The 16,784-nt window shown below is 51.7% G+C and carries 12 protein-coding genes and 1 tRNA gene; 3 read left to right on the top strand and 10 right to left on the bottom strand.

Going from position 1 to position 16,784, the window contains the following annotated elements:
- From ACJHYR_RS23710 to ACJHYR_RS23700, 3 genes are all read right to left on the bottom strand, one after another.
- Positions 1-54 (bottom strand): IS1 family transposase (locus ACJHYR_RS23710; protein WP_129692851.1); only part of this gene is annotated, 54 nt, incomplete at its 3' end.
- Between the two features lie 473 nt (positions 55-527).
- On the bottom strand, positions 528-1,712 hold the full coding sequence (locus ACJHYR_RS23705; protein ID WP_001218900.1) for a tyrosine-type recombinase/integrase: 1,185 nt from the start codon (positions 1,710-1,712) through the stop codon (positions 528-530).
- Between the two features lie 299 nt (positions 1,713-2,011).
- A tRNA-Sec gene (locus tag ACJHYR_RS23700) sits at positions 2,012-2,106 on the bottom strand.
- 292 nt (positions 2,107-2,398) lie between these two features.
- Here ACJHYR_RS23700 and ACJHYR_RS23695 point away from each other — a divergent pair.
- Both ACJHYR_RS23695 and yicI read left to right on the top strand, forming a co-directional pair.
- Entirely contained in the window at positions 2,399-3,781 is a 1,383-nt protein-coding gene (locus tag ACJHYR_RS23695; RefSeq protein ID WP_000834421.1) for a glycoside-pentoside-hexuronide family transporter, read from the top strand.
- A gap of 9 nt (positions 3,782-3,790) precedes the next feature.
- Positions 3,791-6,109 carry an alpha-xylosidase gene (gene yicI, locus ACJHYR_RS23690; protein WP_410233157.1) on the top strand — a complete coding sequence of 773 codons (2,319 nt, stop codon included), beginning with the start codon at positions 3,791-3,793 and terminating at the stop codon, positions 6,107-6,109.
- Between the two features lie 52 nt (positions 6,110-6,161).
- On the opposite strand, the gene ACJHYR_RS23685 is transcribed toward yicI, so the two are convergent.
- Positions 6,162-7,871 (bottom strand): AsmA family protein, encoded by a 1,710-nt coding sequence (locus ACJHYR_RS23685; protein WP_001586437.1) that lies wholly within the window; start codon positions 7,869-7,871, stop codon positions 6,162-6,164.
- Positions 7,872-7,991: 120 nt separating this feature from the next.
- Positions 7,992-9,383 (bottom strand): xanthine/proton symporter XanP, encoded by a 1,392-nt coding sequence (gene xanP, locus ACJHYR_RS23680; protein ID WP_059328024.1) that lies wholly within the window; start codon positions 9,381-9,383, stop codon positions 7,992-7,994.
- Between the two features lie 278 nt (positions 9,384-9,661).
- On the opposite strand from xanP, the gene gltS reads away from it, so the two are divergent.
- The gene (gene gltS, locus ACJHYR_RS23675; protein ID WP_000468836.1) at positions 9,662-10,867 is read left to right on the top strand and encodes a sodium/glutamate symporter; all 1,206 of its coding nucleotides are present in this window, start codon (positions 9,662-9,664) and stop codon (positions 10,865-10,867) included.
- A 33-nt stretch (positions 10,868-10,900) separates the two neighbouring features.
- Here the strand turns inward: gltS and recG are convergent, their stop codons facing one another.
- The 5 genes from recG to gmk are packed head-to-tail and all read right to left on the bottom strand — an operon-like array spanning position 10,901 to position 16,764.
- Positions 10,901-12,982 (bottom strand): ATP-dependent DNA helicase RecG, encoded by a 2,082-nt coding sequence (gene recG, locus ACJHYR_RS23670; RefSeq protein WP_000678401.1) that lies wholly within the window; start codon positions 12,980-12,982, stop codon positions 10,901-10,903.
- A 5-nt stretch (positions 12,983-12,987) separates the two neighbouring features.
- On the bottom strand, positions 12,988-13,677 hold the full coding sequence (trmH, locus tag ACJHYR_RS23665) for a tRNA (guanosine(18)-2'-O)-methyltransferase TrmH (RefSeq protein ID WP_001070187.1): 690 nt from the start codon (positions 13,675-13,677) through the stop codon (positions 12,988-12,990).
- 6 nt (positions 13,678-13,683) lie between these two features.
- Positions 13,684-15,792, bottom strand: coding sequence for a bifunctional GTP diphosphokinase/guanosine-3',5'-bis pyrophosphate 3'-pyrophosphohydrolase (gene spoT, locus ACJHYR_RS23660; RefSeq protein ID WP_000280488.1), 2,109 nt, complete (start codon positions 15,790-15,792; stop codon positions 13,684-13,686).
- Between the two features lie 18 nt (positions 15,793-15,810).
- Positions 15,811-16,086, bottom strand: a complete 276-nt coding sequence (gene rpoZ / locus ACJHYR_RS23655; protein WP_000135058.1) for a DNA-directed RNA polymerase subunit omega — start codon at positions 16,084-16,086, stop codon at positions 15,811-15,813.
- Positions 16,087-16,140: 54 nt separating this feature from the next.
- Entirely contained in the window at positions 16,141-16,764 is a 624-nt protein-coding gene (gene gmk, locus ACJHYR_RS23650) for a guanylate kinase (RefSeq protein ID WP_001295237.1), read from the bottom strand.
- Positions 16,765-16,784: the final 20 nt, after the last annotated feature.

Genomic DNA, 16,784 nt, shown 5'->3' with positions numbered 1-16,784 from the left:
CACCACCCCGTCAGTAGCTGAACAGGAGGGACAGCTGATAGAAACAGAAGCCACTGGAGCACCTCAAAAACACCATCATACACTAAATCAGTAAGTTGGCAGCATCACCCGTTCATTTTCTGAGCCTGTAAAACATGTGGTGATATAGTCTGAGAGCATAAAAGTTGAGATTCTGTGTATCAAGTCCTGTCTTGGCACCGAATGAATATTGCTTACGAAGCCCCTTCATGCTTTCCTTGAGAACAATAATTTTATCTTTATGTGAATCTCATTTTTTATAATGATGTCAGATGATTGAAATGCTAAATTATATCTGAATCAACTTTTCCTTTGCTAAAGGTATAGAAATAACTGCAAGGCTGTATTTTGTAATTGCCAATTTAAAAATGTCAATTTGTTTTTAATTATGTTTTTGTAATAAGTTTGAAGACACAAAAAAATAATATAATAACAAAAATCCTCCAGCCTTGTAGGCCAGAGGATAAAATACTTAATTGAGGAAAACATCAGGGAAAAGTATTTCTGACTTAACTTTCCCGGCTGGAGAGTGAATCAATGTAATCAGCGTACCATTGCATCATTTCACGGCGGCCATCGAGATACAGGGCATGATTATAGGTACCCCTGATGGAATTTTTATCCACATGAGCTAACTGCATTTCAATCCAGGCGGAGTTAAAGCCTTGTTCATGCAGAATTGTACTCATGGTGTGTCTGAAACCATGCCCTGTGAGTCTTCCCTTATATCCAAGTAATTCAATTACTTGGTTAATGCTTTCCTTACTAATTGGTTTGCGGGGATCATTTCTACCGATAAAGACTAGGGGATGATGTTTTGAGATTGGTTCAAGCTGCTTAAATAGCATAATAACCTGCTCAGAGAGCGGCACAATATGAGGTCGCTTCATCTTCATTACTTCTGCCGGGATCTCCCACAATTTTGTCTCAAAATCGATATCTTCCCAGCGTGCAAAACGCAGTTCTTGTGTTCGTACGCCGGTTAACATAATGATCTGAGTAGCTGTCTTAGTGATTATACTTCCGGTATAACCCGCCAGATCGTTGAGGAAGTGGGGAAGTTCATTAGCAGTAAGAAAGGGAAAATGTACTTTTTTCGGTGTAGCTAAAGCACTGGCAAGATCGGGGGCTGGGTTATAGTCTGCCCGGCCAGTAACAATTGCATAGCGGAACACCTCACCACAGCGCTGGCGTACCTTGCGCATTTTCTCCAGAGCTCCACGTTTTTCCATTTTACGCAGTGCTTCCAGTAACTCCATTGGTTTGATTTCGGCAATAGGGCGCTTGCCAATGTAGGGAAAAATGTCTTTTTCAAAGGTATCAATGATTTCATCACGATAGCGTAATGACCACCGATCGGCTTTTGACTGGTGCCATTCGCGAGCAATAGCCTCGAACGTATTTTTCAGACTTATTTGCTGCGCGATTTTTTCTTCCTTTTTTGCCTCCCCTGGATCGCCTCCAGCAGCGAGGAGTTTCCTGGCTTCACTGCGTTTCTCGCGAGCATCGGCTAGCGTTACATCGGGGTATACGCCAATAGAAAGCATCTTTTCTTTACCAGCAAAGCGGTACTTCATGCGCCAGTATTTAGAACCATTAGTGTTAATCAGTAGATACATACCGCCGCCATCAGCAAGCTTATAGGGTTTGTCTTTGGGTTTTGCGGTTTTCACTTTGATATCGGTTAATGCCATGACATCCTCCGGCTTTTGATGAATTCATGTTCCTGAGGGGGATTTCTGCCAGTAACTAACCTGATACCCCCAATACACCCCTTGTATAACAAAGATGTTGTTAAAAGCCGTTGTTATGTATCACATTTTTCCTATTATGGGGGTGCTTGTATTTCAATAGGAAATAACACCCCCTAAAGTACCCCCAAAAGAAACTTGATACGGGGTGAAGTAGGTTGACCTCAGGATACAAATAAATACTGATATACAAGGGATTAGAAGAGATTTATTGACATTGGGAGAGTTCAGAAGAGGTAAACTGGCGGAAGATCACAGGAGTCGAACCTGCCCGGGACCGCTGGCGGCCCCAACTGGATTTGAAGTCCAGCCGCCTCACCGGAGACGACGATCTTCCGCGCCTCGATTGCTACATGGAGGCGGGGCGCATTATAGCTACTTCCTTGAGTTTCTACATCCCCCAGATCAGTTTTTTCCACCTAATACATGCAGCGTATTATCACGAAAGCATTATAGTTCACATAAAACCTATATTTTACAATGATATATGAGCGGAATTAACGCTACCACGATCACATAAAACAAGAATCATAAATTAATAACCAGATATCGGAATATTCGCTCTCACAGGGATGGTTTACAAAATGCGTTATCGGTCTCAGCACCCCTATAGCATCAAGGAAAAGCAGATGAAGAGTGAAGTGTTGTCCGTTAAAGAGAAAATTGGTTATGGCATGGGAGACGCCGCCAGCCACATTATTTTCGATAACGTAATGTTATATATGATGTTCTTTTATACCGATATTTTTGGCATACCTGCCGGATTTGTCGGAACCATGTTTTTGGTCGCTCGTGCACTGGATGCGATTTCCGATCCTTGCATGGGGTTGTTGGCCGATCGAACGCGCTCTCGCTGGGGTAAATTTCGTCCGTGGGTACTGTTTGGCGCACTGCCATTCGGGATCGTCTGTGTACTGGCCTATAGCACGCCAGATCTCAGTATGAACGGCAAAATGATCTATGCAGCAATTACTTATACCCTACTTACCTTACTTTATACCATCGTTAATATCCCTTACTGCGCATTGGGTGGTGTAATCACCAATGACCCGACTCAGCGTATCTCGCTGCAATCCTGGCGTTTTGTGCTGGCGACCGCGGGAGGCATGCTCTCTACTGTGCTGATGATGCCGCTGGTTAATTTAATTGGTGGTGATAATAAACCACTCGGTTTCCAGGGCGGTATCGCGGTCCTTTCCGTGGTGGCATTTATGATGCTGGCATTTTGTTTCTTCACCACTAAAGAACGCGTTGAAGCACCACCTACAACGACGTCTATGCGGGAAGATTTACGTGATATCTGGCAAAACGACCAGTGGCGTATTGTCGGTTTCCTGACCATTTTCAATATTCTGGCGGTATGCGTACGCGGCGGGGCGATGATGTATTACGTCACATGGATTTTGGGTACGCCGGAAGTGTTTGTCGCTTTTCTTACCACTTATTGCGTGGGTAACCTGATTGGTTCCGCACTGGCGAAACCGCTGACCGACTGGAAATGTAAAGTCACTATCTTCTGGTGGACGAACGCCCTGCTGGCAGTGATTAGCCTCGCGATGTTCTTTGTTCCTATGCAGGCCAGCATCACTATGTTTGTCTTCATCTTCGTGATTGGCGTGTTGCATCAACTGGTGACACCTATCCAGTGGGTAATGATGTCCGATACCGTCGACTACGGCGAGTGGTGCAATGGTAAACGCCTGACCGGGATCAGTTTTGCTGGCACGCTGTTTGTGCTCAAGCTGGGATTGGCCTTCGGCGGCGCTCTTATCGGCTGGATGCTGGCTTATGGCGGATATGATGCGGCAGAAAAAGCGCAGAACAGCGCCACGATTAGCATCATTATCGCGCTATTCACGATTGTTCCGGCGATCTGTTATTTGCTGAGCGCGATTATCGCTAAACGCTACTACTCACTCACGACGCACAATCTGAAAACCGTTATGGAACAGCTGGCTCAGGGCAAACGCCGTTGCCAGCAACAATTCACCTCTCAAGAAGTGCAGAACTAAGGAACGGCAATGAAAATTAGCGATGGAAACTGGTTGATTCAACCCGGCCTCAATTTGATTCACCCGCTTCAGGTGTTCGAGGTTGAACAGCAGGGTAATGAAATGGTGGTCTATGCTGCCCCCCGTGATGTACGTGAACGTACCTGGCAGCTTGACACGCCTTTATTTACGCTGCGCTTTTTCTCCCCACAGGAAGGTATTGTCGGTGTTCGGATTGAGCATTTTCAGGGGGCGCTGAATAACGGTCCTCATTATCCGCTCAATATTTTGCAGGATGTGAAGGTCACAATCGAAAACACAGAACGTTACGCTGAGTTTAAAAGTGGCAACTTAAGTACGCGTGTCAGCAAAGGTGAGTTCTGGTCACTGGATTTTCTGCGTAACGGCGAACGTATTACCGGTAGTCAGGTGAAAAATAATGGCTACGTGCAGGACACGAATAATCAGCGAAATTATATGTTTGAGCGGCTGGATCTTGGCGTTGGCGAAACAGTTTACGGTCTGGGAGAGCGCTTTACTGCCCTGGTGCGCAATGGCCAGACGGTAGAGACCTGGAACCGGGACGGCGGCACAAGTACTGAACAGGCGTATAAAAATATCCCGTTCTATATGACTTACCGTGGCTATGGGGTACTGGTCAATCATCCTCAATGCGTCTCTTTTGAAGTGGGATCGGAGAAAGTCTCCAAAGTGCAGTTCAGCGTTGAGAGTGAATATCTCGAATACTTTGTTATCGACGGCCCGACGCCGAAAGCGGTACTTGATCGTTATACCCGTTTTACTGGTCGTCCGGCGCTGCCGCCCGCGTGGTCCTTCGGCCTGTGGCTAACCACTTCATTTACCACCAACTACGACGAAGCGACGGTAAACAGCTTTATCGATGGTATGGCGGGACGCAATCTGCCACTGCATGTTTTTCACTTTGACTGTTTCTGGATGAAAGCCTTCCAGTGGTGCGATTTTGAGTGGGACCCGCTGACTTTCCCGGACCCGGAAGGGATGATCCGCCGCCTGAAAGCGAAAGGGCTAAAAATCTGCGTCTGGATTAACCCCTATATCGGGCAAAAATCCCCTGTCTTTAAAGAGTTACAAGAGAAAGGCTATTTACTCAAACGCCCGGACGGTTCGTTATGGCAGTGGGATAAATGGCAGCCAGGTCTGGCGATTTATGACTTTACCAATCCGGATGCCTGCAAATGGTACGCCGACAAACTGAAAGGTCTGGTCGCGATGGGCGTTGATTGCTTTAAGACCGACTTTGGCGAACGTATTCCAACCGATGTTCAATGGTTTGACGGTTCCGATCCGCAGAAAATGCATAACCATTATGCGTACATCTACAACGAACTGGTGTGGAACGTGCTCAAGGAAACCGTTGGTGAGGAAGAAGCCGTCTTGTTTGCTCGCTCGGCCTCCGTTGGTGCGCAGAAATTCCCGGTACACTGGGGTGGTGACTGTTACGCTAACTACGAATCAATGGCGGAAAGCCTGCGCGGTGGTTTGTCTATTGGCCTTTCAGGTTTTGGTTTCTGGAGCCACGATATCGGCGGCTTTGAGAATACCGCTCCGGCGCACGTTTACAAACGCTGGTGCGCGTTTGGTTTGCTCTCCAGCCATAGCCGTTTACACGGCAGCAAATCTTATCGTGTGCCGTGGGCCTATGATGATGAGTCCTGTGATGTGGTGCGCTTCTTCACGCAACTGAAATGCCGCATGATGCCGTATCTGTATCGTGAAGCTGCTCGTGCGAACGCGCGGGGTACGCCGATGATGCGGGCCATGATGATGGAGTTCCCGGACGATCCGGCTTGTGATTACCTTGACCGTCAATACATGTTAGGCGACAACGTGATGGTTGCTCCGGTGTTCACTGAATCGGGCGATGTGCAGTTCTACTTGCCGGAAGGTCGCTGGACACACCTGTGGCACAACGATGAACTCGATGGTAGTCGCTGGCTTAAACAGCAGCACGGCTTTCTGAGTCTGCCCGTTTATGTGCGTGATAACACCCTACTGGCGCTGGGCAACAACGATCAACGTCCCGATTACGCGTGGCACGAAGGCACGGCATTCCACCTCTTTAATCTGCAAGACGGGCATGAAGCCGTCTGTGAAGTGCCCGCTGCTGACGGTTCTGTGATCTTTACTCTAAAAGCAACACGTACTGGTAACACGATTACTGTGACTGGTGCGGGCGAGGCGAGGAACTGGACACTGTGCTTGCGCAATATTGTGAAAGTAAATGGTCTGCAAGGCGGTTCGCAGGCTGAAAGTGAGCAGGGGCTGGTGGTGACGCCTCAAGGGAATGCGCTGACAATTATGTTGTAATCTATTGATGGAATGCCGGGTACGTCTGAGTCGTACCCGGCGAGATTGATTTTTACTGCACCGGCTCCGTCGATGTAACTTCGCCACTGGAAACGACGCCTGCATTCATGGTTTGAGTCACTTGCTGCTTTGTGGCGTTCACGGCATGCAATTGCCCGCTAACCGTAGGTTTCAGCGGGACATTGGCCTGAATATCGCCACTGGCAGTAAGCTGAATATTGCCGTCGCCAGTCAACGGTAATTCAGGCCATCCCCACTGTTGCAAAATATTCACCGGCACACCGCGTCCATTCAGGCTGATATGGGTCTGACGTTGTGGCGTTTGTGAAACACTGGCGGTGGCTTCCAGAATGCCTTTTTCAGTAAATGCACTCAGTTCGCTGATATTCACCGTGCTGCTGTTGGCGGTCAGCGCCAGCGATGGGCGACGAACATCAACACGATTGAATGTCGCGGCGGCGGCATTCAGATTCGCCGAACCACTCCAGACGCCCCATTTATGATCGGTAACCAGCGTCAGGTTGGCACCGTAACCATCGAGCGCGGTGAGCTGCCACGGGAAGTCAGGGTCGATATCAATGATCAGATTGCGGCTGGCGCTAAATCTCTTCAGTTGCAGGCTGTTTAACCAACCGGGTGTCGTTTCCATCCACAACTGTTGCCAGTTTTTTGGCAAGGTATATTCCAGTCCGGCAATTGCCGCATCATCGAGGATCAGCGTTTTCCCGTCGCGTTGCCAGTTTCCTGACGTTCTAACCATGCCCCCTTCCCAGCGGCTGGTGAACTGGCGCAGCGCTACGCCCTGCGGGGAAAATTCCGCGTTTATAATCGGGTCAAATAAATGCAGCGAACCATAAATGAACTCGCTGGCGTTCATCGACAGTTTGCCTTCCTGTGTCTGCCAGTCATCTTTACTGAAGGTCATGTTGCGCAAGCTGAGATCGAGGTCGGTCACCGCCCAGTCCGGACCTTGCAGGCGAGCGTCGATGACTTCCAGGCGACCGATCTGCAACGACGGGACAGAGCGTAATGGCGCAAAGAAGTCAGTTAGCGATTTTTCGCTTTGTAGACGGATATCCGCCAGCCGCAGATTTTCCACTTGCCAGCTGCCGTCGGCGTTACGCTGCGCGTTTCCGGTTAATGTCCCGCGGGCGATGTCGGCACCCAGGTTAGTCAGCGTAACGCGATCGTTATCAATACTGCCTTCAATCAGTACATTGGTGGCAGGAACATCATTGAGCGAAAGCGATCCGGCACTAAACTGAATCTGCGCCTTCGTACCCAGCACTTTACCGGCTTCTGGTGACCACGGAACCACGCCGCCATTTACCCGCTGCGCGCTCAGTTTCCATTCGCTATTCGGGCTATTAAACGCCATATCACGCAGTTGCAGACGATCGGCTTTGAACGGTAGCGGCGCGGTCTGGTCGGTGAGATTCAGCGTCCCGTTTTCCAGCAGGATGGTATCGACATGGCGTGGTTCGGTCAGTTGCCGACTGCTTAGCGCAATGTCGACACTTTTTGCCACCAGGGTCGCGGGCTGGCCATCACGACCAAACGTGACGTTCTCCAGCACGATATGAGATGGCGCGGAAAAACGGTGATCCATCGCTCCGAAGGCCAGATGATAGTCGCTATTCTCGGAAACCCATGCGCTGATATGTTCTGCTCCCCAGCGGGTTTGCAGAAGAAAATAGAGGCCAGCGATCACCACTAACAGAGCGATGAGAATGTAAAGAAGCAGCTTCCCAATAAATTTCATGGTCTTCCATCCCGTGAAAAGCACATAAGGGAGTTATGCACGATTTACGCGCAATCCTCAAGGCGGGAATGGTGAAAGAGGTGAGACTGCGGCGGTAATTATCTTACCGCCGCCAGTGAATTACTGTTTTTCTGGCGGGAAAATCAGATTCAGCACGATGGCAGTAATACCGCCCGCGGCGATCCCGGAGGAGAGCAGGTTTTTCAGCCATTCAGGGGCAAACTGCAAAATCAGCGGCTGCTGAGAGACGCCCAGACCGACCGCCAGCGACAGCGCGATAATCAGAATCGCCCGACGGTTCAGCGGCTCACGAGAAACGATACGCACACCGGAGGCGGCGATGGTGCCAAACATTACAAGCGTTGCGCCGCCCAGAACCGGTTCAGGAATGTGTTGTACAAAACCGCTCACTGCCGGGAACAGACCCAGCATGATCAACATCAGCGCGACGACAAAACCGACATAGCGGCTGGCAACACCGGTTAACTGGATCACTCCGTTGTTCTGCCCGAAGCAGGAGTTCGGGAAGGTGTTAAACACCGCCGAAACAAACGAGTTCAGGCCGTTTGCTAGCACGCCGCCTTTCAGGCGTTTCATGTACAGCGGACCGGACACTGGCTGTTCGGAAACGTCAGAGGTCGCCGTGATATCGCCAATGGTTTCCAGCGAAGTGATCATAAAGACCAGCATCAGCGGCAGCAGCAGACTCCATTCAATGCCAAGGCCGTAATAGAGCGGCGTTGGTACCATAATCAGTTCTTGCGTCATCGGTTCGTTGCTTTCTGGCAACATGCCCATAAACCACGCCAGCGCATATCCGGCCGCCATCGCAATCACCAGTGAGGCCACGCGCAAATATGGGTTACGTTGACGGTTAAGCAGGATAATTAAGGCTAAAACCACGCCTGCCAGCAGCAGATTTTTCGGTGCGCCGAAGGTGTTATCGCTCATGGCTGCGTAACCGCCGCCAATGGACGTTAACCCAACCTGAATTAGCGACAGGCCGATAATCATCACCACAACGCCAGAAACCAGCGGCGTAATAATGCGGCGCGCCAGATGCAGAACACGGGAGATCACCATCTCGGTGCAACTTGCCAGCATCAACGTGCCGAACAAAGCCGCCATCATGGTAGGAACATCAGCACCACCGGTTTTCAGCGCGGTACCGCCCATAATCAGCGGGGCAACAAAGTTGAAGCTGGTGCCCTGAATAGACAACAGCCCGGAGCCAACCGGACCCCAGGCCTTAATTTGAATAATCGATGCCACACCGGAGGCAAACAGCGACATACTAATAATGTGTTGCGTGTCTTGTGCCGGTAAACCCAGCGCCTGGCAGATTAATAGCGCTGGCGTGATCACCGCAACGAACATCGCCAGCAAATGCTGACAGGCGGCAAACAGGGTTTGAGGAAGCGGCGGACGATCTTCAAGACGGTAAATCAGTTCGCTGTTTTGAGTCTGCGCAACCGGTTGCGCATTTTCTGACTCGAGGGTGGAAACAGACATCGAAAACAATCCCGTGATAGCAAAGCGGGCATTTTAGCTGACCGAAAGAGAAAAGCAAACGTTTGCCACATCCTCATCTAAATATTTAAATGAGATAAATGCACTTTTTTATATAACTTTTGGTATTTTTCTGCTTAAAATCCATGCCATTTGTTCATTAACAGCTGAGAATTTGACCCAGGAAAGCATAACTCGATACCCGTCATAGTTCATAAGTTGCCACTGCGCGATGAAGTATGACGAGTATGAAAGAGTGATGCGGATACAAAGGAGTAACTATGTTTCATCTCGATACTTTAGCAACGCTTGTTGCCGCAACGCTGACGTTGCTGCTCGGGCGTAAGTTGGTCCATTCCGTCTCCTTTTTGAAGAAATACACCATACCGGAACCTGTTGCGGGTGGTTTGTTGGTGGCGCTGGCGCTACTGGTACTGAAAAAAAGCATGGGCTGGGAAGTCAACTTTGATATGTCCCTGCGCGATCCGTTAATGCTGGCATTCTTCGCCACCATTGGCCTGAACGCCAACATTGCCAGTTTGCGTGCCGGTGGGCGTGTGGTTGGCATCTTCTTGATTGTGGTTGTTGGTCTGTTGGTGATGCAAAATGCCATTGGCATTGGTATGGCTAGCCTGTTAGGGCTTGATCCGCTGATGGGGCTGTTGGCCGGTTCTATTACGCTTTCCGGCGGTCACGGTACGGGCGCTGCGTGGAGTAAATTGTTCATTGAACGCTATGGCTTCACCAATGCGACGGAAGTGGCGATGGCCTGTGCGACGTTTGGTCTGGTGCTGGGCGGCTTGATTGGCGGTCCGGTAGCGCGCTATCTGGTGAAACACTCCACCACGCCGAACGGTATTCCGGATGACCAGGAAGTCCCGACGGCGTTCGAAAAGCCGGATGTGGGCCGCATGATCACCTCGCTGGTGCTGATTGAAACTATCGCGCTGATTGCTATCTGCCTGACGGTGGGGAAAATTGTTGCGCAACTTTTGGCTGGCACTGCTTTTGAACTGCCGACCTTCGTCTGTGTACTGTTTGTTGGCGTGATTCTGAGCAACGGTCTGTCAATGATGGGCTTTTACCGCGTCTTTGAGCGTGCGGTATCCGTGCTTGGTAACGTAAGCCTGTCGTTGTTCCTGGCGATGGCGCTGATGGGGCTGAAACTATGGGAGCTGGCTTCGCTGGCGCTGCCGATGCTGGCGATTCTGGTGGTACAGACCATCTTCATGGCGTTGTATGCCATCTTCGTTACCTGGCGCATGATGGGCAAAAACTACGATGCGGCAGTGCTGGCTGCGGGTCATTGTGGTTTTGGCCTCGGTGCAACGCCAACGGCAATCGCCAACATGCAGGCGATCACTGAACGTTTTGGCCCGTCGCACATGGCGTTCCTGGTAGTGCCGATGGTCGGTGCGTTCTTTATTGATATCGTTAACGCGCTGGTGATTAAGCTGTATTTAATGTTGCCGATTTTTGCCGGTTAACCGATGAAGCGGCGGTCTTCTCACCGCCGCCTTTTACGCATTCGAGTAACGTTCCGTCTCCGGCATCCAGCGTTCTATCAGGGCTTTTGCCTGTTGTGGGTAACGTTCGTGAATATGTCGCGCCAGGCGCTGAACTTCCGGGATCATCGCCTGATCGCGCAGTAAATCCGCCACTTTAAACTCAGCATTACCCGTCTGACGCGTACCTAACAGTTCACCCGGTCCGCGAATCTCTAAGTCTTTCTGTGCAATCACAAAACCGTCGTTGCTGTCGCGCAGTACCTGCAGGCGAATTTGCGCCGTTTTAGAGAGCGGTGTTTTGTAGAGCAACACGCAGTGAGAAGCCACCGCACCACGACCTACACGCCCGCGAAGCTGGTGCAACTGCGCCAGACCCAGACGCTCCGGGTTTTCGATAATCATCAGGCTGGCGTTAGGCACATCAACGCCGACTTCAATAACGGTAGTGGCAACCAGCAGGTGTAGCTCACCTTGTTTAAACGACGCCATCACCGCCTGTTTCTCGGCAGGTTTCATCCGCCCGTGTACCAGGCCAACATTCAACTCTGGTAGCGCCAGTTTCAACTCTTCCCAGGTAGCTTCCGCCGCCTGCGCTTCCAGTAATTCTGATTCTTCAATGAGTGTGCACACCCAGTACGCCTGACGCCCTTCAGTCATACAGGCGTGGCGCACGCGGTCGATAATATCGTTGCGGCGGGTATCCGGGATTGCCACTGTCGTCACTGGCGTGCGGCCTGGCGGCAGCTCATCTATCACCGAGGTATCGAGATCGGCATATGCAGTCATTGCCAGCGTGCGGGGGATCGGCGTGGCGGTCATGATCAACTGATGCGGATGGAAGCCCTGCTGCTGGCCTTTCTCCCATAACGCCAGACGCTGATGCACGCCAAAACGATGCTGTTCGTCGATAATCACCAGCGCCAGGCCGTTAAACTGCACCTGTTCCTGGAAGATGGCGTGGGTGCCAACAATCATCTGCACCTGACCGCTGGCGATGGCTTCCTGCTGTGCCAGCCGTGCTTTACCTTTCTGTTTACCGGCGAGCCAGCCCACTTCGATACCGAGCGGTGCAAACCAGTTGCGGAAGTTATTGGCGTGCTGTTCGGCGAGTAATTCGGTTGGTGCCATCAATGCCACCTGTTTGCCGTGCGCAATCGCACGCAGCGCGGCGAGGGCGGCGACCAGCGTTTTACCGGAACCTACATCGCCCTGCACCAGACGCATCATCGGCACATCCAGCGCCATATCGCGCTCGATCTCCGCCACTACGCGTGCCTGTGCGCCCGTTGGCTTGAACGGTAAGGCTGCGAGGAGTTTATTTTTCAGCGCGTCGTTGGCGCTCAGCGGCTGGGCATGAAAACGCTGTGCTCCGGCACGTAAGGCTAACATGCTGAGGTTGTGCGCCAGCAGTTCTTCCAGAATCAGACGACGTTGTGCCGGATGCTGGCCGGTTTCCAGATCGCTAAGCTGTAGCGTCGGCGGCGGGCGGTGCAAAGTGCGCAACGCTTCCGGTAGCGTCATCATTCCTTGTGACAGTTCCGGCGGCAGGAGTTCTTCAATGGCGCAGGTGTCGAGCAGATCCAGCGCCTGATCGGTTAATTTACGCAGCGTGGCCTGCTTTACGCCTTCCGTTGTTGGGTAAACCGGCGTTAGCGTTTCCTGCAACTCTGGCGTACTGAGATCGCCCTGCACGCGGTATTCCGGGTGGATCATCTCCGCACCATATTTACCGCGCTTTGCTTCGCCATAGGCCAGCACGCGGCGGCCTGTCGCCAGGCTATTTTTCATTGCCGCGTTGAAGTTGAAAAAGCGCATGGTGAGAATGCCGGAACCGTCGCTGATCTGGCAGGTCATCATCCGCCGACCGCCGAAGGAGATATTGCAATTCAGTACTTCGCCTTCTACCGTGGCATAAACGCCCGGTAGTAGTTCTCCGATGGGGTAGAGATGGGTGCGATCTTCGTAGCGCAGGGGAAGGTGTAAGAGTAGATCCTGCACGGTATGCAGGTTGATTTTCGCCAGCTTGTTACTAAGCGCTGCACCAACGCCCGTCAGGGAACTGAGCGGGACAGCATCTAACAGGCGACCTTTCATGGTACTTACCCTGCAGCTTGCATAGTGGCCCACCAGTCGGCATCGGCTTCAATTTCGCCCTGCTGATTGACGTGGGGGTAAGGCAGGCCTTTGCGTTTTGCGACTTTCGCCAGCACCGGATAGCCGCCTTCAAACAGCAGGCGTTGTTGCTCTGCTTCCGGCAACATGCTGTTTTCACGCAGGTACATGCCCGCATTTTGCCGCTGGCGCTGGGCTTCGTAAAGAATGAGGGCTGAGGCAACGGAAACATTCAGCGATTGCACCATGCCGATCATCGGAATGATGATGTCCCGATCCGCCAGGGCCAATGCTTCCTGCGTGATGCCTGTTTTCTCCTGTCCCATCAAAATACAGGTCGGGCGAGTGTAATCAATTTCGCGGAAATCGACAGCGTTATCAGAAAGATGGGTTGCCAGAATCTGCATGCCCTGGCCTTTCAGATGAGCGACGGCATCGCCAATGGTGCGGTGCGTTTTCACCTGCACCCAACTGTTGCTGCCAGCCGCAGCCGAAGCCATTGTGCGCATCCGACTGCCAGGCCAGACAGCATGAACTTCATGTACGCCAACGGCATCTGCAGTACGAATAATCGCAGAAACGTTATGAGGTTTGTGGACCTGCTCCATGCAGACGGTCAGATCAGGCTGCCGCCTGGCGAGCATTTCGCAGATGCGTGCATAACGTGTTGGGTTCATAAAACATTAATTTCGGTTTCGGGTGACTTTAATCACGTCTGGCATCACGCGGATTTTGCGCATGATATTCGCCAGATGCACACGGTCACGGGCGGTCAGACGAATAAAGGCGCTGTAGACGCGACCATCTTTCTCTTCCGTATTCAAACTTTGAATATTCGAGGTGGTGGTGTTAATTGCCGCTGTCAGGTTTGCCAGCGCGCCCTGATGATTGAACATCTCCACCTTGATTTCGGTGATGAACTCCTGCGCCGTCTCTTTATCCCATTCCACAGCCATAAACTTCTCTGGCTCTTTCTGGTAGCCACGGATGTTACGGCAGGATTCATGGTGGATCACCAGACCTTTACCGGGGCTGACGTGGGCGATAATCGGGTCGCCAGGAATAGGGCGGCAGCATTTCGCAAAGGTGATCAGCACGCCATCGGCACCTTTAATGGGCAGATGTCCGTGACTTTGGGTTGCCGGTGGAATGGAGGCGTCCCCATGTTGCAGATTTTTCGCGACCACCACGCTCATTGCGTTACCAAGGCCGATTTCAGCCAGCAGATCGTCAAGCGTTGCCAGCTTCATGCGGTCCAGCTCGCGCTGAATATTTTCCTGCGGGATTTCATTGAGCTTGCGGCTGCCACCCAACGCATGGTTGAGCAGACGACGGCCCAGGCTTACAGAATCATCACGCTTGAGGTTTTTCAGCAATTGACGAATTTTGGCGCGCGCTTTCGAGCTAACGACAAAGTTCAGCCACGCGGCATTCGGGCGAGCGCCAGGTGCGGTAATAATTTCAACGGTTTGACCGCTGGTAAGCGGCTGCGACAGCGGGTAAGGCTGGCGGTCGACGCGTGCGCCCACGCAGGCATGACCGATATCGGTATGCACCGCATAAGCGAAGTCGACGGGCGTTGCACCGGCAGGCAGCTCTACAATGCGCCCTTCCGGTGTGAAAACGTAAATTTCATCCGGGAAGAGATCGGATTTAACGCTCTCGATAAATTCAAACGAGCTACCGGCACTCTGTTGCAGCTCCAGCAGGCTTTGCATCCAGCGCTGGGCGCGGATTTGTGCGGTAGTACTGGTTTCGCCGTGCTCTTTATAAGCCCAGTGCGCGGCAACACCCATCTCCGCCATCTGATCCATATCTTCGGTACGGATCTGGACCTCAACCGGCACGCCGTGCGGGCCAATCATCGAGGTGTGCAAAGACTGATAGCCGTTCGCTTTTGGAATGGCGATATAGTCTTTCACGCGGCCCGGACGCGGCTTGTACAGGCTGTGCATCTGGCCCAGCACGCGATAACAGGTGTCAGAATCATTGACGATCACGCGGAAAGCGTAGATGTCCATGATTGAGTGAAAACGCTGCTCTTTGAGCACCATTTTGCAGTAAATCGAATAAAGATGCTTTTCGCGACCACTGACGCGGCACGGTATTCCCGCTTCCTGCAAACGCCCTTCGATTTCAGAAAGAATCTTCTGGATCATCTCTTTACGGTTGCCGCGCGCGGCTTTCACCACTTCTTTGATTACGCGATAACGGTTGGGATACAGCGCCTCAAAACCCAGCTCTTCGAGTTCGGTTTTAATGTGGTGGATACCTAAACGGTGCGCCAGCGGGCTGTAAATTTCGAGTGTTTCACGGGCGATGCGGCGACGTTTGTCCGGGCGAAGTGAGCCCAGCGTGCGCATGTTGTGGGTACGGTCGGCAAGTTTGATGAGAATGACGCGGATATCCTGCACCATCGCCATAATCATCTTGCGAAAGTTTTCGGCCTGCGCCTCTTTCTTATCGCGGAACTTGAGCTTATCAAGTTTCGACACCCCCTCTACCAGCTCGGCGACGCTTTTACCAAAAAGCTGTTCCATGTCCTGATAGGTGGCGGGTGTATCTTCAATCACGTCATGCAGCAGCGCCGCCATCAGCGTTTCATAGTCGAGTTTCATCTCGGCCAGAATGCAGGCAACCGCCACCGGGTGCGTGATATAGGGTTCACCGCTTGAACGTGTTTGCCCCTCGTGAGCATCACGTGCAACGAGATACGCCTGCCGCAGACGCTTGATTTGGTCTTCCGGCAGGTAGGTTTGAATCAGTTGATTCAGGCTTTCAAACAGATACAAGGGCGACCCGCTTTGTGATTAACGACGACCTTCAGCAATAGCGGTAACGGCTTGTAATTCAGCGGCTTCCTGCTCTTGCTGTTCCTGGCGTTCGCGAACGTCGAGGATCTGGTTGTTGATCAGACCTTCTTCGATTTCGCGCAGCGCGATTACAGTGGTTTTATCGTTTTCTTCCGGTACCAGCGGATCCTTTCCGCCTACCTGCATCTGACGAGCGCGACGCGCGGCGACCAGTACCAGGTCAAAACGGTTACCAATTTTCTCTACAGCGTCCTGAACAGTTACGCGTGCCATACTTAAAAAGCTCCACAGGTGAAGAAATGACTGGGCATGATACTGAAATCAGGTTCAGTCTGCCAACAATTTGCTGATTAAAGCGTCATGACGCTGCTTTTGGCGGCTCATGCGCAGACGTTCGGCGCGAATAATGGTCTTCAAATCGGTCAACGCGGTATCGAAGTCATCATTCACAATCAGGTAATCATATTCGGCGTAATGGCTCATTTCTGCAACAGCTTGCGCCATACGCTTTGCAATGACCTCTTCGCTGTCCTGACCGCGACCGCGTAGACGGCGGTCCAGTTCAATTTTGGACGGCGGTAAAATAAAGATACTCCGCGCGTGCGGCATCTTCTGGCGAATTTGCTGCGCACCCTGCCAGTCGATATCGAGAAAAACATCGACACCGGTCGCCAGTACTTGCTCAATGGCCTCACGCGAAGTGCCATAGTAATTACCAAAAACTTCTGCGTGTTCGAGGAACGCATCTCTGCTAATCATTTCTTTAAATTCATCATGATTAACAAAGAAATAATGTTCACCGTGGACTTCACCAGGACGCGGTTGGCGTGTGGTGTGTGAAACAGAAACCTGGGTGTCATACAACGGTTGGGTTTTTAATAAAGCCTGAATCAGGCTGGATTTACCCGCGCCACTGGGGGCAGAAACAATATAAAGCGTGCCTTGAGCCATGAGTATCTTTCGTATGTGAT

The organism is Escherichia sp. WS1450 (genome assembly GCF_046487395.1).
Classification (GTDB): domain Bacteria; phylum Pseudomonadota; class Gammaproteobacteria; order Enterobacterales; family Enterobacteriaceae; genus Escherichia; species Escherichia coli.
Note: the sequence above shows the minus strand (reverse complement) of the source record. Positions and strands in the feature narration are given on the sequence as shown.